Origin of the sequence: Pseudomonas sp. NPDC087336 (genome assembly GCF_044744285.1) — a bacterium.
In the GTDB taxonomy this organism is placed as follows: Bacteria; Pseudomonadota; Gammaproteobacteria; order Pseudomonadales; family Pseudomonadaceae; genus Aquipseudomonas.
Map to the genome: position 1 here is coordinate 91511 of NZ_JBIUYA010000010.1, position 26529 is coordinate 118039.

Sequence of the window (26529 nt, forward strand, 5' to 3'; positions counted from 1 at the left end):
CAAAGGCTCACTCGGTAATGGGATTGAAGGTGTAGCGACTGATGGTGTCGACCACGCAGCCGGGGCGCTCGGCGCCCTCGATTTCAACGCTGATGCGCACCACCAGCTGTACGGCGCTGCCGATCATCTCGGCGCTGGTCACCTGGCCTCGGCCGCGTACCCGCGCGCCGACTTTCACCGCGGCGGGAAAGCGCACGCGGTCGGTGCCGTAGTTGACCCCCATGGCCATGTTGTCGATGCTCATGAGCTGCGGCATGAACAGGTTGGCCAGCGCCAGGGTCAGGTAGCCATGGGCGATGCATGCCCCGAACGGCCCGTTGGCGGCGCGCTCGGGATCGACGTGTATCCACTGTTGGTCGCCGGTCGCATCGGCGAACAGGTTGACCCGCTCCTGGGTCAGCTGCAGCCAGTCGGTGACGCCCAGGTCCAGGCCCTGGGCCTTGAGCATTTGCTCGGCACTACTGAATCGGGTGCTCATGGAGATGTCCTCAAGCCTGTTGCGAACTGACCGACAGCACTTCGCCAACCATGTAGGAGGCGTAGTCGCTGGCCAGGAAAATCATCACGTTGGCGACCTCCCAGACTTCGGCAGCACGGCCAAAGGCTTCACGGTCGGCCAGCTTTGCCAGCATTTCTTCGCTGGAGGCCTTCTTGAGAAATTCATGCAAGGCAATCGAAGGCGACACCGCGTTGATGCGCACCCCGCTTTCGGCCGCTTCCAGCGCGCTGCAACGGGTCAGGGCCATGACCCCGGCCTTGGCGGCGGCGTAGTGCGCCTGTTCCTTCTGCGCACGCCAGCCGAGCACCGAGGCGTTGTTGACGATGGCCCCCGAACCGCGACGTTCCATGTGCGGCAACATCGCGCGGGTCATGCGGAAGGTGCCGGTGAGCGTCACATCGATGACCCGCAGCCATTCCTCATCGCTCATCTCGGTCACCCGCTTCGAACCACCGAGGCCAGCGTTGTTGATCAGCACATCGACGCCACCAAGGGCCTGCTCGGCGGCGGCGACCAGCGCCTGCACCTCGGCCTCGACGGTGACGTTGCACAGTTGGCCGTACACCGCCTGCAAGCCGGTGTCGGCCTTGAGCTGCTCGACCGCCTGCTCCAGGCGCCGGGGATGCACATCGGAAATCATCAGGGCGCGGCAGCCTTCCTCGGCACAGCGCCGGGCCGCGGCGTAACCGATGCCTGCGCCAGCGGCAGCAGTGATGAGAACGGATTTGCCAGCCAGCAACTGGTGGCCAGGAACATAGGGAGGGGCTTGTTTCACGATCTATACCTCTGACAGAAAACACGATGTCGACAGGTATAAAGGCCGCCGGGAGCGGGCACATCGTCAAAACGGACGGGGTGGATAATGGCGGGGGTCTACAAGGGAATGCATTTCGAATGTGGAAGCGAGCCTGCTCGCGAAAAACGCCCAGACAACACGATCATTCAGACAGGTCGCGTTATCGTTGACGTCCATCGCGAGCAGGCTAGCGCCTACACGGAGGAAGGTCTTAACTGCCCCAGACCTTCTGGGCCTTGGGCGCTTCGTTAAGGATCGCATCGACTGCCGCGCCCACTTCCGCTACCTGCCAGCGCGCACCCTTGTCGCGGGTAACGCCCGTGCGCCAACCGTCGCCGAGGGAGATTCGCCCACCCTGGCTCTCGAACAACTGGCCGCTGACATGCCCGGACGCTTCGCTGCCCAGCCATACCACCAGGGGAGCGACGTTCTCCGCCGCCCAGGCATCGAAGCTGTCGTCTTCGGGTTTTTTGACCATATCCGGCATGGCGCTTTCGGTCATCGCCGTGCGCGCCGCCGGGGCCAAGGCGTTGGCCGTAACGCCATAGCGCCGCAGTTCCGCCGCCTGCACCAGGGTCAGGGATGCGATGCCACCCTTGGCCGCCGAGTAGTTCGATTGCCCGATCGAGCCCTGCAGGCCGGCCCCGGAACTGGTATTGATAATGCGCGCGGCCACCGGTGTACCGGCCTTGGCCAGGTCACGCCAGCGCCGCCCGAGAATATTGGCCAGGCAGTAATGCCCCTTCAGGTGCACGCGCATCACTATGTCCCAATCTTCTTCCGAGAGGCTGATGAACATCCGGTCACGCAGGACCCCGGCATTGTTGACCAGCACATGGACTTCGCCGAAAGCCGCGAGCGCGGCATCGACGATGCCCTGGGCGCTGCTCAGGGTGGTGATATCGCCATCGCTGGCGATCGCCTGGCCACCGTTCGAGCAAATCTCGTCGACCACGGCTTCGGCCGCCTCGCGCCGAATATCATTGACCACGACGTTGGCGCCTTCGGCAGCGAAGGCCAGCGCATAGGCGCGGCCGAGCCCGCCTCCGGCACCGGTGATGATCACGGTACGACCTGCACAGATTCCCATGGAGTGTTTTCCTGTTCCTGAGTGTGGGGCGGCTTCAGAGCCGTTCGATAATGCTGACGTTGGCCTGGCCACCGCCTTCGCACATGGTTTGCAGGCCATAGCGCCCGCCCGTGCGTTCAAGCGAGTGCAGCAGCGTGGTCATCAATCGCGCACCGGTCGCACCCAGCGGATGGCCAAGGGCGATGGCGCCACCATTGACGTTGGTGCGGGCCGGGTCGTAATCGAGCTCCTTGGCCCAGGCCATGACCACCGAGGCAAAGGCCTCGTTGATCTCCACCAGGTCGATGTCCGCCATGCCCATGCCGGCTTTCTTCAGCGCAGCACGGGTGGCCGCAATCGGTGCGGTGAGGTGCCAGATCGGATCATCACCCAGTACCGACAAGTGATGGATACGCGCCCTGGGTGTCAGCCCGTAGCGTTTGAGTGCCGCTTCCGAGACCACCAGCAGCGCTGCCGAAGCATCGCAGGTCTGGCTCGACACTGCCGCGGTGATTGACGGAAACTGCGGGCTCACCGGCTCCAGGCTGGCCATCTTTTCCAGGCTGCTGACCCGCGGGGTTTCATCAAACGCCAGGCCTTCACAGGCCACGATCTCGCTGGCGAAATAGCCGGCGTCGGCGGCCGCGAGGGCGCGTCGATGGCTTTCCAGGGCGAACCCTTCCATGTCCGCGCGGCTGATCTGCCAGTGATCGGCGATGCGCTGGGCGGCGTAAAACTGGTTGACCGGCTGGTTGCCAAAACGTGCCTGCCAGCCCTTGCTGCCGGAAAACGGGTCGCTGAACCCCAGGGGCTGACCCGCGAGCATCGCCGACGAGATCGGGATCTGGGTCATGGTCTGCACGCCGCCCACCGCCACCACGTCCTGCATGCCACTCATCACCGCCTGGGCGGCAAAGTGCAGCGCCTGCTGGGATGAACCGCACTGACGGTCAACGGTGGTGCCCGGAACATTCAGCGGCAGGCCCGCGGCCAGCCAGCTGGTGCGGGCAATGTCGCCCGCTTGCGAACCGATGGCATCGACACAACCGAAGATCACGTCGTCATAGTCTTCGGCGGGAATCGCGTTGCGTTCGACCAGCGCCTTCAACACATGGGCACCCAGGTCGATGGCATGAACATGGGCCAGGCTACCCTTGCGCTTGCCCGTGGGGCTGCGCAGGGCATCGACTATATACGCTTGGGGCATGGCTCAGTCCTCGAAGGTGGTGCCCGGCCCAAGCCGGGCTTCGTCGCTGAGCACATAGGCGGCGACGCGGGATTTGTGGGTGGCGCGGTCGCCCCAGGACGGGTCCAGCGCCCAGGCACGTTTCATGAACATTTGCAGGTCGACTTCCCAGGTGTACCCCATGGCACCATGGACCTGGATGCCATGGCGCGCCGCCAGCCAGCTGGCGTCGCAGCAGGCCAACCGGGCTTGCGAGACGTAGACGTCGGCGCCCCGCTCACCTTTGGCCACGGCGTGGGCCGCGCGATAGAGTACCGGCTTGGCGAACTCGATCTTGCTGGCGATATCGGCCAGGTGATGCTTGACCGCCTGGAAACTGCCGATCGGCTTGCCGAACTGCTTGCGCTGGGCCACGTAGTCCACCGACAGGTCGAGGATCCGCTGGGCCAGCCCCAGCAGTTGGCCGGCCACCGACAAGGCACCACGATTCAGGGTCTGGGCCCACAAGGCACGGCCCTGCTCTCCACCGACCAGCAGGGTCTCAGGGCCGGGCTGCCAGCTCACCTGGCCCAGGCGACGGGAGGCGTCGATACTGGCGTTGGCCTGCACATCGACCTGCGAGCGTGGCACCGCATGCACTTCATCGCCATGGGCCAGGATCAGCCACTCGGCCATGCCCGCATCGGGCACCAGCGGGTTGATCGGGTGCCCGATCGCCATGCGCACGCTGCCATCGGCGATGCGTGGCAGCAGGCTGGCCTTGAGCGGGTTGTCCGCCGGCAGGCCATTGAGCAGGCCGGTAATCACATAAGCGGTATCGGCCAGCGAGTCGGGGATGGCGTAGTAACCCAGTTCCTGGGTCATCAACGACCAGGCCACATCGTCCATGCCCAGGCCGCCGAACTGCTCGGGCACCGACAAGGCTGTCAGGCCCTGCTCGGCAATCTTGCCGCGCAACTCTGCCGAGCGCCCGGCGTCGGTTTCCCAGATTTCGCGCAGCATCTCGGGGGCCGCCTCGGTCATCAGGAAACGGCTGATTGCTTCACGAAAGGTGAGCTGGTCATCGGTAAAGGTAAAGTCCATGGCCGGCTCCTATTTCGGCAGGCCGAGCATCCGCTCGGCGATGATGTTGCGCTGGATTTCGTTGGTGCCGGCGTAGATCGGCCCGGCCTGGGCGAACAGGAAACCGTCGAGCCAGCCACCGCCCGGCGACTGCGGTGCGCTGTTCAACAACTCGCCGCGGGAGGCGAGGATGCGCATGGCGGTGTCATGCATCTTCAGATCGAGTTCCGACCAGATAATCTTGTTGATGCTCGACTCGGCACCAATCTGCGCCCCCTGACTCAAGCGCCCGACGGTGTGATAGGACGACAGCGCATACCCTTCGGCGCCCAGCCAGGCATCGACCACCGCGTCACGAATGCTCGGGTCGCGATCGGCACTCTCGCGGTGGGCGCGGTACAGCTGCACCAGCTTGCGCGCCGTGGCCTGGAAGCGCGCCGGCGAGCGCAACAGCAAGCCACGCTCAAAACCTGCGGTGGCCATTGCCACATGCCAGCCCTGGCCTTCGGCACCAATGCAGTTTTCCACCGGCACCCGCACATCGTCGAAGAACACCTCAGCGAAGGTGTTCTTGCCGTTCAGGGCCCGGATCGGGCGAATGGTCACCCCCGGGGCATCGAGCGGCACCATCACGAACGACAGGCCGTTGTGCCGGGTCGAGGCCGGGTCACTGCGAAACAGGCCAAACAGCCAATCGGCAAACAAGGCGCGGCTGGACCAGGTTTTCTGTCCGTTGAGCACATAGTGGTCGCCATCGCGGATGGCCTTGCTGGTGATCGCGGCCATATCGGAGCCGGCATTCGGCTCCGACCAGCCTTGGGCCCACATGTCGACACTCGAGGCCATGCGCGGCAAGAAGCGCTGTTTCTGCGCCTCGGTGCCGAACTCCATCAGGGTCGGCCCGAGCAGCAGCTGGCCGTTCTGGTTGATGCGCATCGGCGCATCGGCGCCGTAGTATTCCTCTTCGAAAATCAACCACTCGATCAGGTCACAATCCCGGCCCCCGTACTCCTTGGGCCACATGACCATCGACAGGCGTTGCTCGAACAGCTTCGCTTCCCACGCACGGTGTTGCTCGAAGCCTTCACGGGTGTCGTAGTTGGCCAAGGGTGCCGTCGGCTGATTGGCCGCCAGCCACTCGCGGACTTCCTGGCGAAAGGCCTTTTGTTTCGGGGTATAAGCTAGTTCCATGGCAGCCTCTCAGAACTTCGCGTCGCGTTTTTCGACGAAGGCGCGGCGGGTTTCGGCAGAATCCGGACTGGTGTAGGCCTGCAGGGTAAAGCCCTGCTCCCAGCGGTACTTGTCTTCCAGGTTGCCGTCTTCGATACCGTTGAGGGCTTCTTTGGCAATGCGGATCATCGCCGGACTCTTGGCGGCGATCTTGGCCGCGATTTCCAGGGCGGTTTCACGCAGCTGCTCCCTTGGCACCACACGCTCGATAAAACCGTACTGCGCAGCCTCGGCGGCGCCGATCTTGTCGCCGGTGAAGAACAGGTAACGGACCTTCTGCACCGGAAACAAACGCTGCAGGTGCGCACCGCCGCCCATGGCCCCGCGGTCTACTTCGGGCAGGGCGAAGGTGGCGCACTCGGAGGCCACGACAATGTCGGCGGCGCCGGTAATGCCGATACCGCCACCCAGGACAAAGCCATGCACGGCGACGATCACCGGTACCGGAGTCCGGTGCACTGCCTTGAACGCCGCGTAGTTACCGGCGTTGACCGCGATGATCCGATCCGGGTGGGCGTCCAGCTCCTTGATGTCGACACCGGCGCAGAAACCGCGGCCCTCGGCACGAATGACGATGACCCGGACCTGAGGATTGGCACCCAGCGCCTGGACCTCCTCGGCCAGCTCCATCCATTCCTGGCTGTCCAGGGCGTTGACTGGCGGTTTGGCAAGCACCAATTCGGCAATGCCCGCGTCGATCTGTGTAGTAAATGCTTGACTCATGGTTGTCTTCTCCAGTGCTCAGCGGGCCTGCTCGATTGAAGATGGGCTGCAGTTTTCCTGCGCCCGCGCAGGCGTTTGTTCGTGTTGTCGGGCCATCAGGGCATCCAGGCAGCGTTCGGCTTGCCCGGCAATTTCCTCGATCACCTGCTGGCAGGTCTTCAGCTCACCGATGGCGGCGGCGACCTGGCCGCTGGGCAGAATCCCCTCGTCCGGCACGCCGTCGATCATCGAGCGCTGCAGCAACACCGGTTGGTTGGCGGCCATGACCGTTTGCGACACCGCACCGGGGTCTTCCTTGAGGGCCTGGCGCAGCACTGCGAACAAATGCCCAAGGCTCATGCCGGTTTGCTGTTTCCATTTCCAGGCGCTGCGCAAGGCGATGCGCAGGCGACCGAGTGATCCGGCCTGCTCCAGGCGGTTGATGAACGGGTTGTCGATCATGCGGTGGCGCATGCCGTCGACCGCAGTAGTCACCCGTACCCGCTGCGGGTCGCTGACCTTGAGGTAATGCACCAGGGTGGCTGCAGGTGTCGGCGAGTCACGGGTCATGAGGAATCTTGTGCCCATGGCAATGCCACAGGCTCCGGCGGCCAGCGCTGCGGCCAGCCCCCGCCCGGTGGAGTAACCCCCGGCGGCAATCACCGGCACCGACACCGCATCCAGTACTTGAGGCAGGAGGATCGAACTCGGCACACCACCGGTGTGCCCGCCGCCCTCACCGCCCTGGATGGTGATCATGTCCGCGCCCAGTTCCACGGCCTTGAGGGCATGCTTGAGCGCCCCCACCGTCGGGATGCACAGCACCCCGGCCGCCTTGAACCGGGCAATGGTCTGTTTGTCCGGGCCTCGGCCATAACTCACTGCGCGCAAGCGGTAGCGAATCGCGAGGTCGACGCACTGCCCGGCATTCTCCTGGAACATGTGGAAGTTCAGGCCAAAATTGCTGCCACCGGTGGCGGCAATCACCTTCTGGATTTCGCCCTCCAGGACATCGCCAGCAATGGTCGCACCGGCGAGAAAACCGAAACCGCCAGCCCGGGTCGTGGCGATCACCAGGTTGGCGTCAGCGACCCAGCCCATGGCAGTTTGCACAATCGGATAGCGGCACCCCAGGGCTTCGGTCAGCGGCGTGCTCATCCAGCGGCTCATGCCTGCTCTCCGCTGACGGCAGCTTTGTTCGCCTGGGCCATGGCCTTGGCGTCGAAGCCGCCGAGTTTGTCACCCGACAGCAACTCGTTGTGCGCATGGGCGAAATGGTGCCAGGCAAAGGCGGCGTCCATGGCCGTGCGCTTGCCCTGCAGGTCTTCAACATGATTGATCGCCTGCTTGGTCAGGGCCAGGCCCATGCGCGGTTGACGGGCAATGTTGGCCGCCAGCGCGTAGGTAGCCTGCTCCAGCGCCTCGCGAGGCAATACCCGATTGACCATGCCCATCTGGTAAGCGCGCTCGGCGCTCATGCGATCACCGGTGAACAGAAACTCCTTGGCGATGCGCGGGTTGAGCTCATAGGGATGGGCAAAATACTCCACCCCCGGAATGCCCATGCGCACCACCGGGTCCTGGAAAAAAGCATCGTCGCTGGCCACGATCAGGTCGCAGACCCAGGCCAGCATCAGCCCCCCTGCGACACAGGCACCCTGGACCATGGCAATGGTCGGCTTGGGCAATTCGCGCCAGCGCCGGCACATGCCCAGGTACACCTCCTGCTCGCGAGCATAGAGCTGCTCGCCGCCAGGCTTATTGGTGTGGTCCCACCAGAGGTGCGCGCGCTCGAACGGTTTGTTGATGTCCCGTCCCGGCGTGCCGATGTCATGGCCGGCGGAAAAGTGCTTGCCGGCCCCACGCAGCACAATGACCTTGACCGCATCATCGTTGACCGCCTGGCGCAACGCCGCATCCAGCGCATAGGTCATTTGCGAGTTCTGCGCATTGTTGAAGCCTGGCCGGTTCATGGTCAGCGTGGCGATACCCTCCGCCACGGCGTACAACACCGGCTCCTGCGTTTCGTAGACCGAATGGTCTTCACGCTGGACGAATTCACTGTCAGGGCTGTTCATGCTCGTGTCCCTCGCGTTAAGCCGCGCGAATGCCGGCCGGGTTGCCCTTGATCGCCGTGCTGCGGTAATCGTGGGGATCGAGTCGACGGATCAGTGCCAACTGCTCGGGAGTCGGGTGCACGGTTTCCTTGAGCGCCGACGACTTGAGCAACGGGAAGCCGGTGCATTCCTGCACCTGTTCGAAGCTCACGCCCGGGTGCAGGCTGCGCACCTGCACGGCACGGTCCGGGCCGTCGAAATCCATCACACACAGGTCGGTGACGATCAGGCGAATGTCCATCAGGTCGCGGCGTACCCCTTGCGGCCAGCGCTCGGCCTTGAAGCCGACGCCGGAGACCATGTCCACTTCACCGCTGACGAACACCCGGGTGTTGTGGTTGGGGACGAAGAACGAGTTGATATGGTTGATGCTGTTGCCCGGCAGGCCACGGACACCGAGCATGGCGGCCTTGGGCTTGTGGTAATCACCCACGCAGGACAGGTTGCTCTGGCCCCAGCGGTCGATCTGGGTCGGGCCGATCATGGCGTGGCGACGACCACCCCAGACGCACTCGAACACCCGTTCGAAGTTCATCGAGCCCGAATAACGCGGTACAAAATCACCACGCGGGCCCAGGGGGATGGGGTCCTCGACCAGGTAGGCCTCGCTGTCGGTCATCAGCAATTGCGGACTGTGGCTGAGCTTGGCCAGGCTCGCGCCCAGGCGCGGGATCACGCCAAGGCCTGAAGCGATCAATTCGCCGTTGTCGCGCCAGGCTTCGCTGGCCGCGACGATCATCAGTTCGGCGAGGGTAAATTCACAGGTACTCGACATTTTCATCTTCCTCAGAACACCGGCAGAGCCAGGGAGCCCATGCGTTCGGCACCGCCGTTTTTATCCAGATAAGCCACTTCGCCCGCCGCCACGTACTCCTCGACATAGGCTTGCCAGCCGCCCTCCTCGCCAGCACTGGCGGCATAACGCTTGAGGTGGCTCAGGTCCCAGCCGTACTCGGGCTGGCAGGCGGTCGGGTGGGCGCCAAAGGGGGCATGGATCACGCCGCTGACCAGATAGCGTTCGAAGGTGTTGCAACGTGCCTGTTCGGTGCTCAACTCGAGGCGTTCATGCAGCTGTTCGCAAGACACGAAACACTGCCCGGCAGCGCGGGCGAACAGGTGATCGAAGTACGGGTCGGGGCCTGTGACCAGCGTGTTGCCCAAGCGGTCGGCGACGTTGACGTGAACAAAGGCGACATCCAGATTCAGCGCCGGCATGGCCAGCAGCACCTCGCCGTCTGCATAGGGCGATTGAATGGTCTTGAGCTCAGGGTTGAGGCGCGTGACATCGGTGGCCAGGCCGCAGCGGGTCGGTAAAAACGGCAGGCGCATGGCCGCCGCACGCAGTCCCCACTGGAACATGCCCTCATCGACTTCCATCAATTCCAGGCCACCGGCTTCCCGGGCCTTGCGGTAGTAGGGTTCCAGCGGGATGGCGTCGAGAGTGGCAAAGCCGAACACCAGCTTTTTCACCTTGCCCGCTGCGCAGAGCATGCCCACTTCCGGTCCGCCGTAGGCCACCACGGTCAGGTCCTTGACATCGGATCGCATGATCTCGCGAACCACCGCCATCGGCTTGCGCCGCGGGCCCCAACCACCGAAGCCGATGGTCATGCCATCACGCAGTTGCGCCACCGCGTCAGCCGCCGTCATTTGCTTGTTCATTGCTCATCTCCTTGTTGTTGGCCGACTGAAAAGTCATGCCCCCACAGGCTTACGCGGGTAAATTCGAAGGCCGAGTGTTCGGCCCAGTTCACTTGCAGGCCGCCGTAGCCGTACTCCAGGTCGAAGCCGGATGGGGTCTTCATGTAAAACGAGGTCATCAGATCGTTGAGGTGCTGGCCGAGGGTGGCCGACAGCGGCACCTGATGGACCAGGCGCCGGTCGTGGGCACGCCCCACTTCGGTCATCGAACCCACTTCCACCATCACGTGCACACAGCCCGAAGGGACTGCGAACTCCGCGAGCGCCAACGAGTGGTGGCGACTGTTGCGGCAATGCAGAAAATGGATCCGGATCGGCGGCGCCAGCGGGTCGGGGCGAAAGTTGAAGATGTCCGACAGTTCGAACCCCAGCACATCCTTGGCGAATGCCAGGGTGGCATCGAAGTCCGGAGCCGGCAGCACCGTGTGCCCCAGGCCCATGTCACCGGTGATGAAACCCGGCACACCCTGGGGCGAGACAAATGGCAGGCAGTCGGAGCGATGCCCCCAGCTCAGCTCGTGACGGTTGCCGGACGGATCAAGGACACTGACCAGTGCCTGTACGCCACGCTGCTCGACCTCGGCGGCAGTGCCCGCCTGCCAGCGCACGCCATTCTGTTCCAGGGCCTGTAGCGCGGCGTTGAAAGCCCTTTCGCTGGCCAGTTCCCAGCCAGACGCCAGGTAACCCGCTTCGGCGCCCTCGACGATGAGCATGCGAAAGGGTCGCTCGTCCATCTTCACGTACAGTCCGCCACCGGGTGCAGGCACGACCATCATGCCCAGCACGTCTTCGGCATAGCGTTGCCACTGACTGAGGTTTTTGATTTGAGCGACGAAGTAGCTCAACCCCCGGATATCCATCATGCCCTGCTCCTCAATGACTGGACCTTTGTTGGTCTTCATTGTGCTGAGGACGGGCAGGTGCCTCATCGTCCGTTGAGACTAAGGGCCTGATCTATTGGGGGAAAGAGAAACGTCAGGGGCGCCAGAGGCGCCCCAGGGTCGGTTCCTGCTGCCTTGCGGACTCGCGAACGAAATGGCGGCAGGAACGGTTTGGCCCGTGACCGGTGTGCAACGGCGGTAGAACCGCCCTTTGCACCCGATCGCAGGATTACATGTACAGAATCACCAGGTCGTTGATGACCGAAGGGCGATCACTGCCAACCACATGGGTGTTCACTTCCAGTGTGAGCTGGGTACCGCGCTTGACCCGCGCCACCTGCTTGACCCTGGCCCGCGCATGTATCCGCGCACCGGCTGGCACCGGTGCCGGGAAGCGCAGGCGGTCCGAGCCGTAGTTGACCATGGTGCCAAAGCCGGTGATCTCATAGCCCAGTTGCAGTTTGAGCCGCGATTGCAGCACCTGCACCAGCGCACCGTGGGCGATGGTGCCGCCAAACGGGCTGTCCTTGCGCGCACGCTCAGGATCGGTATGAATCCAGTAGTCATCACCCGACAACAACGCGAAGGCATCGATCAAGGCCTGATCGACAACAATTTCGTTGCTCCAGTCGCTGAAGGTTTCACTGACCAGGCTCTGCAGCGCCACCTCATCGTCCATGGCAATCAGGCGCGCAGGTGCAACCTCAAGTTGTTCCACAGGTTGCGTTTTAGGCGCCCCGGCCCAGTGCTGCAGCGCGGCGCTGTCCTGCTCCATGCCGGTAAAGCGCAGTAACCGCGTACCTTTTGCGTCGACCTCGGCAAACACCGGTTTCAAACGCATGCCGATGCGAATCTGGTCCTCTTCAAGCCCCACCAGCGTGGTATTGATCCGCACGCCTTCATCCAGCTCGATGACCGCCAGTTTCTGCGGCATTTCATCGGCGAAGTCCGACAACGTGGGGATGCGCGCCACGGTAAAACTGTACAGGCTGGCGCCACCGCTCACGTCACGCCAGGTCAGGTCGTGGGCCAGGCAACGCGGGCAGTGCCGACGCGGGTAAAACACCCAGTGTTCGCAGGCGTTGCACTGCTGGATCAACAACCGTTGCGCTTTCAGGCCTTCCCAGTACGGTGCAGAAATATCGGTCGGTACCGGCATTGGTTTATTGTTCGACATGCTGGTCATGCTCCCTGAAGAATCAACGCGGCCTGCTCGCTCATCACGCCACCGGTCCCGGAGACGTAGACGGCGTCGCAACGCTCAAGCTGGCGTTCACCCGCTTCACCGCTGATCTGAGTGACGGCCTCGATCACCTGTGACATTCCCCCGGCAGCGCCGGCCTGGCCGAAACTGAGCTGGCCACCGTGGGTGTTCATCGGGAAATCGCCGCGCCAGGTCAGGTCATGCTCGCGTACAAAGCGCATACCCTCGCCCTTGGCACAGAAGCCGGCATCTTCCAGGGTCAATAACGCGGTGATGGTGTAGCAATCGTAGATTTGCGCCGCATCGACGTCTGCAGGTTTGAGCCCGGCCATATCGAAGGCACGACGCGAGGCCGGACCAATTGGCGTGTTGAGCATGTCTTGCGCATACGAGGGCGACTTGAATGCCAGGTGCTCGCCGAAGCCTGTGATGAATGCCGGGCGTTTACGCGCACGGGCCGCAACTTCTTTGGAGGCAATGATCATTGCCGCACCACCGGCCACGGGCATGACTATTTCGAGGATGTGCAGCGGGTCGGCCACCCGCTTGCTCGCCAGCACCTGCTCGATGCTCAACGGCTGGCCATGGAACATCGCCTGGGGGTTGGCCAAGGCGTTGGTGCGCTGGTCAACCGCGATCTTGGCCATGGCCACCGGATCGTATCCGTACTGCGCGGCATAGCGCTGGGCAATCATGGCGTAGCCGGTATTCTGGCCCATGTGTCCGTAAGGCAAATCGAATTCCGCCTCCGGTGCACCAAAGGCTGTGCTGTGGCCGCCGTAGCGCATGGCACGGGCGATCGCGCCGGGATCTTCGTCGGGCCCCATCGGCGCCAGGCGCGCTGGCAGTACACACAGCACGGCCTGGCATAAGCCCAACTCGATCGCCGCGGCCGCTCGCCAGACCATGCCCACCGAGGTGCAACCTCCCAGGTCGACCACTTCGGCAAAATTCAGGGTCAAGCCCAGGTACTCGGCGGCCATGGCCGGCACGAACACCGAAGCTTCATGAAAATGCGGGCCGTTGATCACTAGACCGTCGAGGTCCTCGGCACGCAATCCTGCGTCCCGTAGCGCTTGCGCGGCCAGGTCGGCCACCTGTTCGAGGTGGAACATCCTCGGCGCGGTGGCGTATTTTTCCGGTTTGTATTGTGCGGTGCCTACTATCGCCGCATGACCTTTCAGACCCATGTATCCTCCACTCGAAGGCTGTGCACTTGTGCTTTTGTCTTGCGACCATGCCACAACGCGTGCGGCAAATGATCGTCCATTTGGACCAGAACATCGCCCAGCACCAGGATCGACCCGGCGCGGGCGCCTGCACGGTGATCAGAAGCTGTATTTCACCGAGAACGTGCCATAGTCACGGTCGGCCAGCAAACGCTTGACCGGGTCCGCGTCACCCAGGTAGCTGGTGACCCGCAGGGCGACTTCCAGGTTTCCCAGGTACTTGAAGGTGGTGCCCAGGCTCAGCCGGCGGTCGCCTTGCAGCCCGGAGATGGTTCCGGCCATTGGCGTGGCGCCACTGAACACGTTGGAGAAGTTGACCGGCACTTCCAGGTCCCAGCCTTCGAACACGCCCGGGTAGCTGAAGGATGCCCCCACGGTGTAGGCGCTGGCGGTTTTGCTGCGCCAGCCCGTTGCAGTCTTGTAGGTGTAGTCATCGGACGGCTGCACCAGCGGGCGCATGGCCGGAATCAGACTGTTGCCCAGCGCCTGCAGGTTCGGTGCCGCCGAGGCATCATCCACGCTGTCGACGCGCACATGCACGATCTCGGCCGTCAGCGCCGTCTGGCTCGCCCAAGGCCGGTCGCCGAGGATGCGGATGGCCGACAATTGCATCTGCTGGCCCTTGCCGCGGGTTGGCGTCGGGCCCAGGCCTGTGTTGACCATCACCGGGGCACCATCGCGATAAGACCACTCGCCACCTATCTGGGTTTCGCCGATCTTGGTCGAGGCACTGATCCCGGTCAGCTTGATGTCTTCAAAGTAGGTGATCCGATAGCCGTTCGGTACACCGGCGAACGCGCCCGGGGCGACGGGAATGGGCTGATACCCCACCAGCGCGGTGGCGGGGTTCTTGTCATGATAATTGACATGGAACAATGACAGTTCCAGGGCCGGTACCGGGCGGAATCGTACTTGAACCCCCCACTGTCCACTGTCACGGGGTTCATCGGTGCCTTTGTAGTCGATCCGCGTGCCGTTGGCGTTGCGGATGAACTCACGCCCTGGCCCGACCACATCACTGGTAGACAGGTAGCTGCCCACCGGCGGCAGTTCCGTCCCCATCCATTCGTATTGCACATACGCACCAAAGGTCAGCTGCGGGTTCAACCGATAGGAAGCCGAAAATTGCCCGACCGGCAACAGCACTTCCTTGACCTCGACCCCGGGCTGGGCCGCCTTGACCGCGTCGGACGGGTTCTGCACGCCACTGACACCGGGGTAAAACAGGCTTTCACCCCACGACTCGATGTGGCGTCCGGCCTTGACGTCGAGCATCGAATCATTATCGAAGCGCCAGCCGCTGAACACGTAGGCATCGAGAAACTTGCTGCGTCCACCGCTGTAGTATTTGGTGTCACTGGTGAACTCATTGTGGTCCCCGGTCTTGTTGACAGTGGACGGTGAGTCGTTGTCGTTGGAGCGATGGTAGACATCATCGTAGAACGTACTGGCACGCAGTACGGCGCCGTAGTTGTCCTTGCGCAGGATCATCTCGGCCAAGGCACCCACGCGGTTGGTGACCAGGCTGCCCTTGTCGAAGTTGCGATCGCCGTCATCGGCGTTGAGCGTCAACAGGTTCTTGTCCGGGTCGGACAAGCGAACCCCTAGCCCGTAACTGGTCGTCACGGTCCAGTCAATCGTCGCCCCGTTGTCGAACTCGATGGTTTCACCTGACCATGCGGGTGTGGACACCAGTGCGATCGCCGCCACCAGACCCGATAACTCGAAGCCCGATACAGCTGGGCCTGCACCATTTTTGTTGTTTTTATTATTCACACTGCCTCTCCCGATTAACGACCTGATGGCCGCGCAAAGTGCAAGAACACCACTATTTCCCATGCCCGCTCAGAGCTGCCCTAGCACAGACTGAGCGGTGACACCTTCTGGCGTGCGTCCGTAACGGAACACGCCGGCTGTTTCTTCACGCACCAAGTGCCCTTGGGCGATGAGGTAATTGACATGGGCCAGGGTTTCGCCGATGGCCATCAATTCATCGAAGCGCCCCTTGACCGTCGGAAACAGCACCGCCATCAGTTGCACGGCACTGCGCGGCGCCGTGCAGGCATCCAGCAGGCGCTGCAAATGCTCCTGGTGATGGTCACGCAGTTGGTCAAGGCGCTGATGGAGGTTGAAAAACGGGCGCTCATGCGCTGGCAGCACCAGCACGCTATCGGGCACGCTGCGCAGGCATTCGACCGAGTCCAGCCAGTCACGCAACGGATCGGCATCGGGTTCGGTCACCTGGACGCAGACACTGGAAGTGATGCGCGGCAGCACTTGATCGCCCGAGATCAGCAGGCCGTCCTCGGCGCAGTACAGGCAGGCATGTTCCGGCGAATGGCCGCGGCCAATCCGCACCTGCCAGCGACGCCCGCCGATGGTCAGCTGACTGCCTTCGCTCAAACGCCTGAAGCTGGTTGGCACCTGCGGGCGAAAGTGCGCCGAACCGAGCAGCGGAAACAACGCCTCGGTCTGCTCGGTACTGAAACCGGCGCGCTGGTAATGCTCGCGAAACGCCCAACTGCTGCTGACGTCGCTCTGCGTGCCCAACTGATGCATGGCCTGGTATTCACTGGCGCTCATGAACACCGGGCAGCGGAAGCGCTCGCTCAACCAGCCGAGCACCCCGACGTGATCGGAGTGAAAGTGCGTGCAAATCACCGCGACCAGGGGCAAACCACCCAACGCCGTGTCAAACAGCCCTTCCCAGACTTCGCGGGTCTGCGCATTGTTGAGCCCGGTATCGACCGCCACCCAACCCTGATCATGACGCAGCAGATACAGGTTGATATGGTCGAGCCCGAACGGCAGCGGCATGCGCAGCCACAGCAGCCCCTCGGCGACCTGCTGCACCGCGCCGTTGGCGGGCGGCTGCGGCCAGGGAAAGCGCAGGCCCGAGCGCCATTCATGCCCTTGGGCATCCAGGTTACTCATGGCTGTCACCCGCAAAGGCGGCCAGGCCAACCCGGTCGAGCGCTTGTGTGCTGTACGGCACATAGCTGCCGCGGCTTTCGTCGCGAATGAACAGTGGGTCGCTGAATGCCGTCGGTGCATAGCCCTGGCGCTGCAGGTCCACCTTGCGCAACTTGAAGGTGCTGGTCAGATCGGCCGCCGCTGAAACGCGCACGAACACCGGCGCGGCATAACGTGGCAACCGCGCCTGCGTCAGCGCATAAAACGCTTCGGGATCGAAGGTTTTCCCTGGCTGCATCAAGACCGCCGCCATACCGGCGCGGCCCTCCTGCCCTGGCACCTGCACACCATAGATATTGATCAGTTCAAGCCCGGCAAAATCCCCCAGCGCAGCCGCCACCTCCAGGGTGGAGACGTTCTCGCTCTTCCAGCGGAAGGTGTCGCCGATGCGGTCGATAAAGTAGAGGTAACCATCCTCATCAAAACGCAACAGGTCACCCGAGCTCCAATAGGCATCCCCCTGACTGAACACATTGCGGCGAATCTTGCTGTCGGTGGCCTCGGCCGAGGTGTAGCCCTCGAAGCGCCCGCCGCCGATCTCCGGATGACTGATGATCAAGCCCAGGGCTTCGCCCACCTCGCCCACTTCGCACAACTGGTAAAAGCCATGTTCGTCCCGTGGATAGCTGTCGGTTTCAACGTCATAGCGCACCAGGCGCAGGTTGCTTTTGTCCCAGAACGGCACACGACCGCAGGCGCCCAGGTAATTGTCGACGTTGACCACGTTGGTATTGGACTCGGTGGAACCCCAGCCCTCGAACACCTGGATCGGCCCGAAGCGCTGCACCCAGTTCTGCCAGGTCTCACGGGATAACCCGGCGCCGAGCATGCAGCGCAACCCGTGCTCACGTTCGCCGGCGACCTCGGGTTGGTTGAGCAGGTAGCGACAGATTTCACCGATGTACTGGAACACGCTGATCTGATGCTTGCGTACGTCGCTCCAGAACTCCCGGACACTGAATTTGCGCCGCACCACAATTGCCGCGCCGGTTTTCAGCGCGGTAGAGGTCACCGACGTGGCGGCTGCACCGTGGTACAGCGGCAGGCAGCAATAGAACACGTCCTGGGGCGTGGTCAGCAGGGTGACTTCCATGATGTCGCCCGTCGACATCCAGCGCATATGGCTGTAACGCGCAGCTTTGGGCAGGCCCGTTGTGCCCGAGGTAAAAATCAGCAAGCTTGGGGTCTCGGCGCTGAGGTCGGCGCGCAGGTCCCGTGGGAATGGCGTGCTCGGCGCCTTGGCCAGCGCTTCACCCAGGCGGGTATCGACGTGCGCGGGCATGGCGCCCGTCCACGGCTGCTCGGCATCCTCCACCAGCCACAAGGGCAACGGCGGCAAGCCTTCGGTCGCGAGGAAATTGCCCAGCACCTCTTCGCCGACGATCATCGCCTTGGCGGCAATGGCCTCCAGGGCATGCACCAGCGGCCGACCGCTGACCTGGGTGTTGACGAAGCCCACCACCACACCCAGTTTGACCAGGCCGAACCAGCTGCAGAAAAATTCCGGGCGGTTCTCCATGGCCAGCGCGCAGACATTACCGGGGCGCAGACCCCGCGCATGAAAGACGTGGGCCAGGCGGTCGGCCTCGGCATTGATCCTGGCAAAACTCAGGCGCTGCTCGCCATAGATGAGGAAAGGCCGCTCGCCGTGGCGCCGGGCCTGCTCTTCGAGGCGATCGGCCAGGGTATAGCGATCCGCCGGTTTGATCCGCGCGCTGGCTTCGGCCCGGCGATCGAGGATGGCCTGGGTCTGCTCGCGCGGCACGACGCCGCGGTCGGCACTGGACAGCAGGCTTGCGTTGTTGAAATTGTTCATCCCTACCTCCGATAAATCCTGTTGTTCAAGCACGCGCCTCAGGCTCGATCCGGATAGTCCGAATAGCCACGCGATCCCTGGGTATAAAGTGTCTTGCGGTCGAAACCGGCCAGCGGCAAGCCTGCGCGCAGGCGCTCGACCAGGTCCGGGTTGCCGATGAAATGCCGGGCGAACGAGACGGCGGCGCCCTGCCCGGCGTCTAGTGCAGCGGCGGCTGAAGGCCCGTCGAATCCGTCGTTGAGAATCAGCGCGCTGGAGCTATGCCGACGGGCCAGGTCAAAGGCATCCAGATGCGCCAGCGGCGAGCGCATGATGTGCAGATAGGCCAGGCCGAGCGGTTCGATCTGGCGGCACAGGGCTTGCGCGGTGCCGGCCGGGTCAACGTCGCTGATGTCGTTGTACGGGTTGCCCGGGCACATCCGAAGTCCCACGCGTCCAGGTCCGATGGCGGTGGCCATGGCCGCCAGCACCTCGGCCGCAAAGCGCACACGGTTCTCGACCGTACCGCCATAACCATCGCTGCGCCGGTTGCTGCTCGACGCCATGAATTGCATGGGCAGGTAGCCGCTGGTGCAATGCAGCTCGACCCCCTCGAAGCCGGCTTCGCGGGCATTCAAGGCGGCGCGTCGGTATTGCTCGATCACCCCGGCGATTGCTTCCAGGCTCAGCGCCTCGGGCTCATCGGTATCGACCAGACCGGCGCCGTCAGTGAACACGCCGTCACTGAACAATTGCGTGCGCGCACGGATGGCCGAAGGCGCGACGGTCCGCGCCCCGGTCGGTTTGTTTTGCCAGCAGGCGACACGGCCCACATGCATCAACTGCAGCACCATCCGCCCACCGGCGTTGTTCACCGCGCGAGTGACCTGGCGCCAGCCCTCAATCTGCGCGCTGTCATAGATGGCCGGCGTGCGGCAATAACCCAGGCCATCGGCCGACGGCGCCGTGCCTTCGGCAATGATCAGCCCGGCACTGGCACGCTGGCGGTAGTAGTCGACCATTTCTGCCGTCGGCACCGCGTGCACGCTGGCGCGGCTGCGGGTCATTGGCGCCATGACGATACGGTTGCTCAGCTGCAGCTCGCCCAGGCGCAGGGGTTCAAACAAAATGCTCATCGCAAATCCTCAGCGCACACGAATCTTCGGTGCCGCAGCACCGCGTCGCAGGGTGGCTAGAAAGTGTTCCAGGGGCGCGGCCGGAGCGACGTCGGGCAACTGATCCTTGTCCGGGCGTCTGGCCCAGAACTCGGCCCAGGACGGGAACAGGTCATGGAAGGTGCCGGCATAGGGTTCACGTCCCGGCCAGCGGATTTTTCGCTCACCAATGGGCGGCTTGTTGAGGTCGCTGGCGTACCAGTAGCACGGCAGTCGACGGCGGAAATACCAACGGCCATCGATGCGCTGGTAGTCATCCCAATAAAGCATTTGCATGGTGACCCACTCCGGGCCCGTCTCATGCTCATTCTTCGAATACACCACGCCCACGGCGTTATCGGCATCGAGCAGTTCGATGATGTGCTGGCCCAGGTGATGGGACGTGCCGCTGAACTGGTCGCGCAACGTGGAATCGACCCAGGCCTTGAGGTGCGCGCGGCCGGTCTTCTCGCGACCCACGCGGATGTCTTCGGCAAACAGGTTGACGTGGGCGTCGAGGTCGCGCATGTCCAGCGACAGCGAGTACTTGGCCGCCAGTTGACGTATTTCTTCAATCGACTCAAGCCGATCGATACGGGCCAGCAAGGTGTTCGGCTCCATGCTCATCACTCCACCACCGTGTAGAGTTCCGAGCTGCGCCCGCCATCCACCGGCACGCACGCGCCGGTGATATAGGACGCCTCGTCACTGGCCAGAAACAAGATCGCGTTGGCCACTTCCTGCGGCTGGCCGATGCGCCGCAGCGGAATCAACTTCTCGGTGTTGCCACGAGCCTTTTCGTCGGACAGCATGCCCGCCGTTGCCGGGGTTTCGATGACGCCGGGAATCACCACATTGCAGCGGATTTTATTGGCGGCCCCTTCGCTGGCGGCCGCACGACTGAAGTTGATCACCGCCGCCTTGGCCGCCGAATAGCCGGCCATCCAGGGCGTACCGAACAATCCGCAGATGGAGGCGATATTGACGATGGCACCGCCACCCTGGGCTTTCATCAGCGCCATGGCCGTGCGTGTGCCCCAGAAGGTGCCGTCCACGGTGGTGCTGAAGTTGGCGTGCCAGTCGGCGGTCGAGGTGCTGTCGATGGCACCCCAGGTGTAGGCCATGGCGTTGTTGACGAGGATATCCAGGCGCCCGTGAAGGCGCGCCGCCGCTTCGATCGCGCCGACAAAAGCCTGCTCGTCACTGACGTCGGCGACGCTGCAGTGCGCCTGCCCGCCGGCGTCGCGTATGGCACTCGCCACCGCTTGCAGTGGCGCCTGGTTACGCCCGCAGAGCACCACGGTGGCGCCCTCCTCGGCGAAGCGCCGGGCGGTGGCGGCACCGATGCCGGAACCCCCACCTGTGATGAAAGCGATCTTGCCTTGCAGTCGTGTGCTCATGCCCTGCTCCCGGTTCAAATGAAGGCCATGCCGCCGTTGACGGCGAGGTTCTGTCCGGTGATGAAGCTAGCGTCGTCGCTGGCCAGGAACACTGCAGCCCGGGCAATCTCGTCGGCTTCACCCATGCGACCCAGGGGGATGGCCTTGAGCATGCTCTGCATCCAGTCCTCGGGAATGTCAGCCATCATCGGCGTGTTGGTCGGCCCCGGAACCAGGGTGTTGACGCGGATCCCGCTGGCTGCCAACTCCCGGGCCATGCTGCGGGTAAGCCCCATCACACCGGCCTTGGCTGCGCAGTAATGGCTCGGGCCTTCGCCGGTCATTGCCGCGGTGCTGGAAATATTGATGATGGCGCCGCGGCTGCCGTGTTTTTGCATCAGGCGCACCGCTTCACGGCTGCACAGAAAGGTGCCCGTGAGGTTCACGCCAATCACCCGCTGCCAATGCTCGTCAGGGGTGTCGACAAAGGCATCGACCGAGCCGACACCGGCGTTGTTGACCAGAATGTCGAGGCCGCCAAAGCGGGCTTCGAGCATTTCCATGGCCGCCGCCACCGAGGCACTGTCGGCGACGTTGCAAGTCAGGGCCAGCGCCTCTTCACCGAGGCCTTCGATCGTCTCCCGGGCGGCCTGCAGGTTGATGTCGGCCACCACCACCCGTGCGCCAGCCTGGGCAAAGCTGCGGGCAATCGCCCGGCCCATGCCCTGCCCGGCACCCGTAATCAGGGCCACTTTGTTCGCTAGCTTCATCGTTGTTCTCCCGCGCCTTGGCTACCCCGATCACCGCCACAGCCTGGCTTGATGATCGAGCACGGGATGAATCATTAACCCTGGACGAAGTGGCAACATCGTCCGATGAGACTACGCCATGGCGGTTACTCGACGGCCCGCATGCGAGTGGTCTGAATGGACGATGTGCCGGACCTTGATTCGGGTGACACTCCTGCTCACTAGAACAAAACCGGGAGCACCCGTTGTGAACTCTTCCATCCGCGTCACCTGGCATACCCACTACGCACTGTTCGTGCTGGCCGTGATTTACATCTTCAACTACATCGATCGGCTGTTGATGGCGATCCTGATCGAACCGGTCAAGGCAGAGTTCGGCATCTCCGACACCGGCATAGGATTGCTGTCGGGCGTGACCTTCGCGGTGTTCTACACCCTGTTCGGGTTTCCGCTGGGACGGCTCTCCGACCGTATTGGGCCCAAGCCGGTGATTGCCGCCTGCTGTATCGCCTGGAGTTTCATGACCATGGCCTGCGGCCTGGCCACCAGCTTCTGGCTGCTGGTCCTGGCGCGGATCGGCGTAGCGATCGGCGAAGCCGGAGGCACGGCACCTTCGGTCGCGATGATTTCGCAGCTGTACCCGGCCAAAAACCGCTCGACGGCGTTGTCCATCCTCATGCTGGGTTCAAGCTTCGGCGCCATTTTCGGCCTCGGTTTTGGTGGCTGGATCGCCCAGCACTACGGCTGGCGTTCGGCGTTCGTGATCGTTGGCGTGCCAGGCATTGTGCTCGGCCTGTTGCTGTGCCTCACGGTGCGCGCGCCAGCCGTTGCAAGCCAGGCGCGAACCCAGGTCGAAGTGATCCAGGAAGGCTGGGCCAAAACCATGGCCAAGCTGATGGAAACCCCGTCATTTCTGTGGCTGGTGCTGACCGGTGCGTCCAGCGCCATCGCCGGTTATGCGATAGGCACCTGGAGCCCGAGCTTTCTGATCCGCTCCCACGGCTTGAACCTGCAGGACGCGGGTTTCCTGGTGGGTGTGGTTGGCGGCACTGGCGCCACGTTCGGCACCCTGGCCTGCGGCATCATTTCCGACCGCATGGCCCGCCGCGACGCCGGCTGGCAGATTGGTGTGCCGCTGCTCGCCACCCTGGTCAGCATCCCGTTCGGGCTGGCGTATTTCCTCTGGCCAACCGGCATCCTGTTTCATCTGGGCAGTACCCCGGTGCCCACCGCGTTCGTGTTCTATGCCGGCTTTGCCTTCTTCGGCACCTGGTGGGCGACTCCGTGCCTGGGCGCCGTGACCCATTTGTTCCCCGCTGCCCGCCTGGCCCAGGCCACGTCGATCTTCGTCATGGCCATGACCTTGCTGGGGGTTGGCGTTGGCCCGTTGTTGATCGGAGTGCTCAGTGACCTGTTCGCACCGACCCTGGGCACCGAAGCCCTGCGCTACGCCCTGGCTTCGTCGATCTCGATGCTGATGCTGTCGACCGTCTTCCTGGGCCTGGCCCTGCCCCGCTACCGCGCTCAAATATTGCGATCGGCACCGCCGATGACCGCCCCTGAAACTGCAGTAACCGCCTGATGAATGGAGATTCGAAGATGTCAGAACAAGACCTACCCTTGCCCATTGGCCATTTCGTCACCCTCGACAGTGGCTTGCGCCTGCACTACCTGGATGAAGGCAGCGGCCCTGTCGTGGTCTGGTTGCACGGCAGTGGGCCAGGCGCCAGTGGCTACAGCAACTTCAAGGGCAATTACCCCGACTTTGTCGCCGCCGGCTTTCGCAACCTGGTGATCGACCTGCCCGGCTTCGGCCGTTCGGACAAACCCGACAACGTCCAGTACAACCTGGACTTCTTCGTCAATGCGGTGTCCGGCCTGCTCAACGCCCTCGATGTCCAGCGCTGCACCCTGCTGGGCAATTCACTGGGAGGCGCCATCGCCATCGGCCTGGGCCTGGCGCAGCCGCAACTGCTCGAAAAGCTGATCCTGATGGCACCCGGCGGTGTCGAGGAACGGGAAACCTATTTCGCCAAGATCGGCATCCAGCGCATGGTCGAACTGTTCAATGCCGGCCCGCTCGATATCGACAAGATGCGCCAGATCATGAGCCTGCAACTGTTCGATGCCTCGCAGCTGCCCGACAGCCTGCTGGCCGAGCGCGTCGCGGTGGCCCGGCACCAGCCGCACTGCCTGTTCTCGACCATGATGGTGCCAAACATGACCGAGCGCCTTGAAGAGCTGCGCGTCCCCATTCTTGGCTTCTGGGGCACCAACGACAATTTCAACCCGGTCGGCGGCGCCATGAAAGTGCTCGACAACGCCCCGGACGCCCGCTTTATTGTGCTCAATCGTTGCGGACATTGGGTTCAGGTGGAGCACCGTGAGCTGTTCAACCGTTCCTGCCTCGAGTTCCTGCGCCAAGCCTGAGCACCCTGCAACAGCGGCAGCCTTGCCGCTGTTGCACGCACTGGCCTCCACTATGGGCTGACATGACAATGACAAAATTTCCCCACTTGCTCGCCCCCGGCAACATTGGTCCCCTCCAACTGCGTAACCGCATCATCATGGCGCCCATGGGCTCCAACTTTGCCGAAGCTGATGGACACTGTGGCGAACGTATCCAGGCCTACTATGAAGCACGTGCCGAGGGTGGTGCCGGGCTGTTGATCATGGGCGTGTGCGCCATCGCCTTTCCCGCCGGCACCGCCGAACCGTACCAGGTCGGGGTTTCCTCCGATGAGTTCATTCCGGGCCTGAGCCGCCTGGCCGAGCGCGTGCACAAGCACGGTGCGAAGATCGCCATGCAACTGCAGCACGCCGGCAAGAACGCCATACGCGACATGGCCGCGGGCCGTCCGCTGTGGGTGCCGTCGATTCCACCGGCCAGCAGTTCGGACATGATGCAAGCCTTGACTCCCGAGGAGCTTGCCTCGTTTGTCAGCGCCGTGCGCGGTCGCAAAGGCGGGATAGAGATGCGGGTGATGGACCAGGACGACATCGCACAGATGGTCGAATGGTTTGCCGCCGCCGCCGAACGGGCGCAACGCGCCGGTTTCGATGGCGTGGAGATCCACGCCGCGCACAACTACATCATCGCCGGCTTTCTGTCGGCGTATTACAACCGCCGTGATGATGCGTATGGGGGTTCGCTGGAAAATCGTGCGCGCTTGCTGCTTGAAGTGCTGGCCGCCGTGCGCGCTCGGGTGGGTGCAGGCTTTGGCGTCTGGCTGCGCCTGGATGCCGAAGAGATGCTCACCCCCGGCGGCATCACCCTCGACGATGCCAAGGCGGTAGCGCGCCTGGCTGAAGTTGCTGGCGCCGATGCGGTCAGCGTCTCAGCCTATGCCGCGACTACCAGTGGCGTGGCGTTTACCGAGGCGCCGCTGGTACAAAAGCCTGGCGCGTTTCTCGAATGGACAGCTGCAATCAAACAGTGTGTGAGCATTCCAGTGATTGCCGTCGGACGTATCGAGCCCGAAACCGGCGAAACGGCCATTGCCGCTGACCAGTGCGATTTCATCGCCATGGGTCGCAAACTGCTGGCCGATTCGCAGCTGCCGAACAAGCTGGTATCCGGTCAGCTGCAGGCTATTCGCCCGTGCATTTATTGCTACGTGTGCGTCAGCCAGATCTTTATCAATGAGCGGGTCAAATGCGCGGTCAATCCACAAACCGGGCATGAAGCCGAGCGAATCATCGGTCCGGTGGCCACCGCGCAGCATGTGGCGGTGATCGGTGGTGGCCCGGCGGGTCTTGAAGCGGCGCGCGTGGCGGCCTTGCGCGGACATCGGGTGACGCTGTTCGAACGCAGTGACCGCTTGGGTGGCACGCTGTTCTTTGCCGCCCTGGCCTACCCCGAGAACGGCCGTCTGCTGGACAACTTGCTGTACCAGGTACAGCAATTGCCCATTGATGTGCATTTGCAGACCTGTGTGGACGCGGCCTTGCTGCGTGACCTGGGCGTCGATCAGGTGATTGTCGCCACCGGCGCTCAACGCGCGGCCCCGGACATCCCCGGGGCCGATCAGAATCACGTGTGGAGTGGCGATGAACTGCGCCGCTTGATGACCGGCGACCGTGCCGAGGACATCGCCAAGCGCAAGCTATCGCTGACGCAGCGCACCTTGATGAAGGCCGGCAACCTGATCGGTGTCACCAACAGCACCGAGGCCATGCAAAAGTTGTCGCGGGTGTGGATGCCCTTGGGCAAGCGCGTGACCATTATCGGTGGTGGGCTGGTGGGGCTGGAACTGGCGGAGTTCCTGATCGCCCGCGGGCGTCAGGTCTGTGTGCTGGAAAGCACCGGCCACCTGGGTCGGGAACTGGCGATCGTGCGCCGCTGGCGTGTGCTGCATGGCATCCGCGTGCATGGCGGTCAGCTGCTGACCGGCGTGACGGTGACCGCCATCGAGGGCAATCGCGTCCGTTATCAAACGGCCGAAGGTGAAGCCGCCGAGGTACGCGGTGACTCGGTGGTGCTGGCCAGCGGTGCAACACCTGACACCACCCTGGGTGATGCGCTGGGCAACGCTGGATTCAAGGTCGTCAATATTGGTGACTGCCAGAACGTGGGTTACATCGAAGGCGCCATCGCAACCGGCAACCGCGCCGGACGAGAAGCCTGAAGCCCGGACTGCAGGAGCGAGCCTGCTCGCGATGGATGTCAACGATAACGCGCACTGTCTGAATGGTCGCGGTGTCTGGATTTTTTTCGCGAGCAGGCTCGCACACAATGGACCTCGAACAGCCCTGCAATGAGGTCGCTCAAGCCAAAAAAACCCAGGTTTTCACCTGGGTTTT

At 63.3% G+C, this 26529-nt stretch carries 24 protein-coding genes; 3 read left to right on the plus strand and 21 right to left on the minus strand.

Features of this window, described 5'->3' with window-relative positions; translation table 11 throughout:
• Nucleotides 1-7: 7 nt before the first annotated feature.
• The 21 genes from ACIO0C_RS12475 to ACIO0C_RS12575 form a co-directional block, all read right to left on the minus strand.
• On the minus strand, nucleotides 8-478 hold the full coding sequence (locus ACIO0C_RS12475) for a MaoC family dehydratase (protein ID WP_008056561.1): 471 nt from the start codon (nucleotides 476-478) through the stop codon (nucleotides 8-10).
• 10 nt (nucleotides 479-488) lie between these two features.
• Nucleotides 489-1274 (minus strand): SDR family oxidoreductase, encoded by a 786-nt coding sequence (locus ACIO0C_RS12480; RefSeq protein WP_401312189.1) that lies wholly within the window; start codon nucleotides 1272-1274, stop codon nucleotides 489-491.
• A gap of 232 nt (nucleotides 1275-1506) precedes the next feature.
• Nucleotides 1507-2385, minus strand: coding sequence for an SDR family oxidoreductase (locus ACIO0C_RS12485; protein WP_401312192.1), 879 nt, complete (start codon nucleotides 2383-2385; stop codon nucleotides 1507-1509).
• A 34-nt stretch (nucleotides 2386-2419) separates the two neighbouring features.
• Nucleotides 2420-3571 carry an acetyl-CoA C-acetyltransferase gene (locus ACIO0C_RS12490; RefSeq protein WP_401312195.1) on the minus strand — a complete coding sequence of 384 codons (1152 nt, stop codon included), beginning with the start codon at nucleotides 3569-3571 and terminating at the stop codon, nucleotides 2420-2422.
• Nucleotides 3572-3574: 3 nt separating this feature from the next.
• On the minus strand, nucleotides 3575-4633 hold the full coding sequence (locus tag ACIO0C_RS12495; protein ID WP_401312197.1) for an acyl-CoA dehydrogenase family protein: 1059 nt from the start codon (nucleotides 4631-4633) through the stop codon (nucleotides 3575-3577).
• 9 nt (nucleotides 4634-4642) lie between these two features.
• On the minus strand, nucleotides 4643-5803 hold the full coding sequence (locus tag ACIO0C_RS12500) for an acyl-CoA dehydrogenase family protein (RefSeq protein ID WP_401312200.1): 1161 nt from the start codon (nucleotides 5801-5803) through the stop codon (nucleotides 4643-4645).
• Between the two features lie 9 nt (nucleotides 5804-5812).
• The gene (locus tag ACIO0C_RS12505) at nucleotides 5813-6565 is read right to left on the minus strand and encodes an enoyl-CoA hydratase family protein (protein ID WP_008056567.1); all 753 of its coding nucleotides are present in this window, start codon (nucleotides 6563-6565) and stop codon (nucleotides 5813-5815) included.
• A gap of 18 nt (nucleotides 6566-6583) precedes the next feature.
• Nucleotides 6584-7714, minus strand: coding sequence for a nitronate monooxygenase family protein (locus tag ACIO0C_RS12510; protein ID WP_008056568.1), 1131 nt, complete (start codon nucleotides 7712-7714; stop codon nucleotides 6584-6586).
• A complete protein-coding gene (locus tag ACIO0C_RS12515; protein ID WP_401312204.1) occupies nucleotides 7711-8622 on the minus strand; it encodes an enoyl-CoA hydratase in 912 nt (303 codons plus the stop codon). The genes ACIO0C_RS12510 and ACIO0C_RS12515 overlap by 4 nt, the downstream gene beginning before the upstream one ends.
• 16 nt (nucleotides 8623-8638) lie before the next feature.
• Nucleotides 8639-9436 (minus strand): CoA-transferase subunit beta, encoded by a 798-nt coding sequence (locus ACIO0C_RS12520; RefSeq protein ID WP_401312207.1) that lies wholly within the window; start codon nucleotides 9434-9436, stop codon nucleotides 8639-8641.
• An 11-nt stretch (nucleotides 9437-9447) separates the two neighbouring features.
• Complete coding sequence (locus ACIO0C_RS12525) at nucleotides 9448-10323, minus strand: CoA transferase subunit A (protein WP_401312209.1); 876 nt, start codon at nucleotides 10321-10323, stop codon at nucleotides 9448-9450.
• Nucleotides 10320-11225 carry a VOC family protein gene (locus ACIO0C_RS12530; protein WP_401312211.1) on the minus strand — a complete coding sequence of 302 codons (906 nt, stop codon included), beginning with the start codon at nucleotides 11223-11225 and terminating at the stop codon, nucleotides 10320-10322. Before ACIO0C_RS12530 ends, ACIO0C_RS12525 begins: the two co-directional genes overlap by 4 nt.
• A 247-nt stretch (nucleotides 11226-11472) precedes the next feature.
• Nucleotides 11473-12420, minus strand: coding sequence for a MaoC/PaaZ C-terminal domain-containing protein (locus tag ACIO0C_RS12535; RefSeq protein WP_401312213.1), 948 nt, complete (start codon nucleotides 12418-12420; stop codon nucleotides 11473-11475).
• A gap of 5 nt (nucleotides 12421-12425) precedes the next feature.
• Complete coding sequence (locus ACIO0C_RS12540; protein WP_401312216.1) at nucleotides 12426-13637, minus strand: thiolase family protein; 1212 nt, start codon at nucleotides 13635-13637, stop codon at nucleotides 12426-12428.
• A 138-nt stretch (nucleotides 13638-13775) separates the two neighbouring features.
• Nucleotides 13776-15452: a DUF1302 domain-containing protein gene (locus ACIO0C_RS12545; RefSeq protein ID WP_401312219.1), complete on the minus strand. Its 1677-nt coding sequence runs from the start codon at nucleotides 15450-15452 to the stop codon at nucleotides 13776-13778.
• Between the two features lie 69 nt (nucleotides 15453-15521).
• Nucleotides 15522-16610: an MBL fold metallo-hydrolase gene (locus tag ACIO0C_RS12550; RefSeq protein WP_401312222.1), complete on the minus strand. Its 1089-nt coding sequence runs from the start codon at nucleotides 16608-16610 to the stop codon at nucleotides 15522-15524.
• Nucleotides 16603-18465 (minus strand): long-chain-acyl-CoA synthetase, encoded by a 1863-nt coding sequence (locus ACIO0C_RS12555; RefSeq protein ID WP_401312225.1) that lies wholly within the window; start codon nucleotides 18463-18465, stop codon nucleotides 16603-16605. The genes ACIO0C_RS12550 and ACIO0C_RS12555 overlap by 8 nt, the downstream gene beginning before the upstream one ends.
• Before the next feature lie 38 nt (nucleotides 18466-18503).
• Entirely contained in the window at nucleotides 18504-19580 is a 1077-nt protein-coding gene (locus tag ACIO0C_RS12560) for an alkene reductase (protein ID WP_401312227.1), read from the minus strand.
• 9 nt (nucleotides 19581-19589) lie between these two features.
• Complete coding sequence (locus tag ACIO0C_RS12565; protein ID WP_401312230.1) at nucleotides 19590-20219, minus strand: nuclear transport factor 2 family protein; 630 nt, start codon at nucleotides 20217-20219, stop codon at nucleotides 19590-19592.
• Nucleotides 20220-20224: 5 nt separating this feature from the next.
• A complete protein-coding gene (locus tag ACIO0C_RS12570) occupies nucleotides 20225-20998 on the minus strand; it encodes an SDR family NAD(P)-dependent oxidoreductase (RefSeq protein WP_401312232.1) in 774 nt (257 codons plus the stop codon).
• Between the two features lie 14 nt (nucleotides 20999-21012).
• A complete protein-coding gene (locus tag ACIO0C_RS12575; RefSeq protein ID WP_401312234.1) occupies nucleotides 21013-21747 on the minus strand; it encodes an SDR family NAD(P)-dependent oxidoreductase in 735 nt (244 codons plus the stop codon).
• 226 nt (nucleotides 21748-21973) lie between these two features.
• Here ACIO0C_RS12575 and ACIO0C_RS12580 point away from each other — a divergent pair, with 226 nt between their 5' ends.
• The 3 genes from ACIO0C_RS12580 to ACIO0C_RS12590 all read left to right on the plus strand — a co-directional run bounded on the left by ACIO0C_RS12580 (nucleotide 21974) and on the right by ACIO0C_RS12590 (nucleotide 26354).
• Nucleotides 21974-23308 (plus strand): MFS transporter, encoded by a 1335-nt coding sequence (locus ACIO0C_RS12580; RefSeq protein WP_272602901.1) that lies wholly within the window; start codon nucleotides 21974-21976, stop codon nucleotides 23306-23308.
• 17 nt (nucleotides 23309-23325) lie between these two features.
• Entirely contained in the window at nucleotides 23326-24156 is an 831-nt protein-coding gene (locus ACIO0C_RS12585; protein ID WP_008056593.1) for an alpha/beta fold hydrolase, read from the plus strand.
• A gap of 68 nt (nucleotides 24157-24224) precedes the next feature.
• Nucleotides 24225-26354, plus strand: coding sequence for an FAD-dependent oxidoreductase (locus tag ACIO0C_RS12590; RefSeq protein ID WP_401312238.1), 2130 nt, complete (start codon nucleotides 24225-24227; stop codon nucleotides 26352-26354).
• Nucleotides 26355-26529 lie beyond the last annotated feature (175 nt).

Coding starts and splice junctions, on each gene's coding strand:
- ACIO0C_RS12570 (WP_401312232.1), bottom strand. CDS start 20,998: ATGAGCACACGACTGCAAGGCAAGATCGCTTTCATCACAGGTGGGGGT.
- ACIO0C_RS12505 (WP_008056567.1), bottom strand. CDS start 6,565: ATGAGTCAAGCATTTACTACACAGATCGACGCGGGCATTGCCGAATTG.
- ACIO0C_RS12515 (WP_401312204.1), bottom strand. CDS start 8,622: ATGAACAGCCCTGACAGTGAATTCGTCCAGCGTGAAGACCATTCGGTC.
- ACIO0C_RS12495 (WP_401312197.1), bottom strand. CDS start 4,633: ATGGACTTTACCTTTACCGATGACCAGCTCACCTTTCGTGAAGCAATC.
- ACIO0C_RS12555 (WP_401312225.1), bottom strand. CDS start 18,465: ATGAACAATTTCAACAACGCAAGCCTGCTGTCCAGTGCCGACCGCGGC.
- ACIO0C_RS12510 (WP_008056568.1), bottom strand. CDS start 7,714: ATGAGCCGCTGGATGAGCACGCCGCTGACCGAAGCCCTGGGGTGCCGC.
- ACIO0C_RS12535 (WP_401312213.1), bottom strand. CDS start 12,420: ATGTCGAACAATAAACCAATGCCGGTACCGACCGATATTTCTGCACCG.
- ACIO0C_RS12520 (WP_401312207.1), bottom strand. CDS start 9,436: ATGTCGAGTACCTGTGAATTTACCCTCGCCGAACTGATGATCGTCGCG.
- ACIO0C_RS12485 (WP_401312192.1), bottom strand. CDS start 2,385: ATGGGAATCTGTGCAGGTCGTACCGTGATCATCACCGGTGCCGGAGGC.
- ACIO0C_RS12540 (WP_401312216.1), bottom strand. CDS start 13,637: ATGGGTCTGAAAGGTCATGCGGCGATAGTAGGCACCGCACAATACAAA.
- ACIO0C_RS12565 (WP_401312230.1), bottom strand. CDS start 20,219: ATGGAGCCGAACACCTTGCTGGCCCGTATCGATCGGCTTGAGTCGATT.
- ACIO0C_RS12475 (WP_008056561.1), bottom strand. CDS start 478: ATGAGCACCCGATTCAGTAGTGCCGAGCAAATGCTCAAGGCCCAGGGC.
- ACIO0C_RS12585 (WP_008056593.1), top strand. CDS start 23,326: ATGTCAGAACAAGACCTACCCTTGCCCATTGGCCATTTCGTCACCCTC.
- ACIO0C_RS12530 (WP_401312211.1), bottom strand. CDS start 11,225: ATGATGGATATCCGGGGGTTGAGCTACTTCGTCGCTCAAATCAAAAAC.
- ACIO0C_RS12500 (WP_401312200.1), bottom strand. CDS start 5,803: ATGGAACTAGCTTATACCCCGAAACAAAAGGCCTTTCGCCAGGAAGTC.
- ACIO0C_RS12575 (WP_401312234.1), bottom strand. CDS start 21,747: ATGAAGCTAGCGAACAAAGTGGCCCTGATTACGGGTGCCGGGCAGGGC.
- ACIO0C_RS12550 (WP_401312222.1), bottom strand. CDS start 16,610: ATGAGTAACCTGGATGCCCAAGGGCATGAATGGCGCTCGGGCCTGCGC.
- ACIO0C_RS12560 (WP_401312227.1), bottom strand. CDS start 19,580: ATGAGCATTTTGTTTGAACCCCTGCGCCTGGGCGAGCTGCAGCTGAGC.
- ACIO0C_RS12590 (WP_401312238.1), top strand. CDS start 24,225: ATGACAAAATTTCCCCACTTGCTCGCCCCCGGCAACATTGGTCCCCTC.
- ACIO0C_RS12490 (WP_401312195.1), bottom strand. CDS start 3,571: ATGCCCCAAGCGTATATAGTCGATGCCCTGCGCAGCCCCACGGGCAAG.
- ACIO0C_RS12525 (WP_401312209.1), bottom strand. CDS start 10,323: ATGAACAAGCAAATGACGGCGGCTGACGCGGTGGCGCAACTGCGTGAT.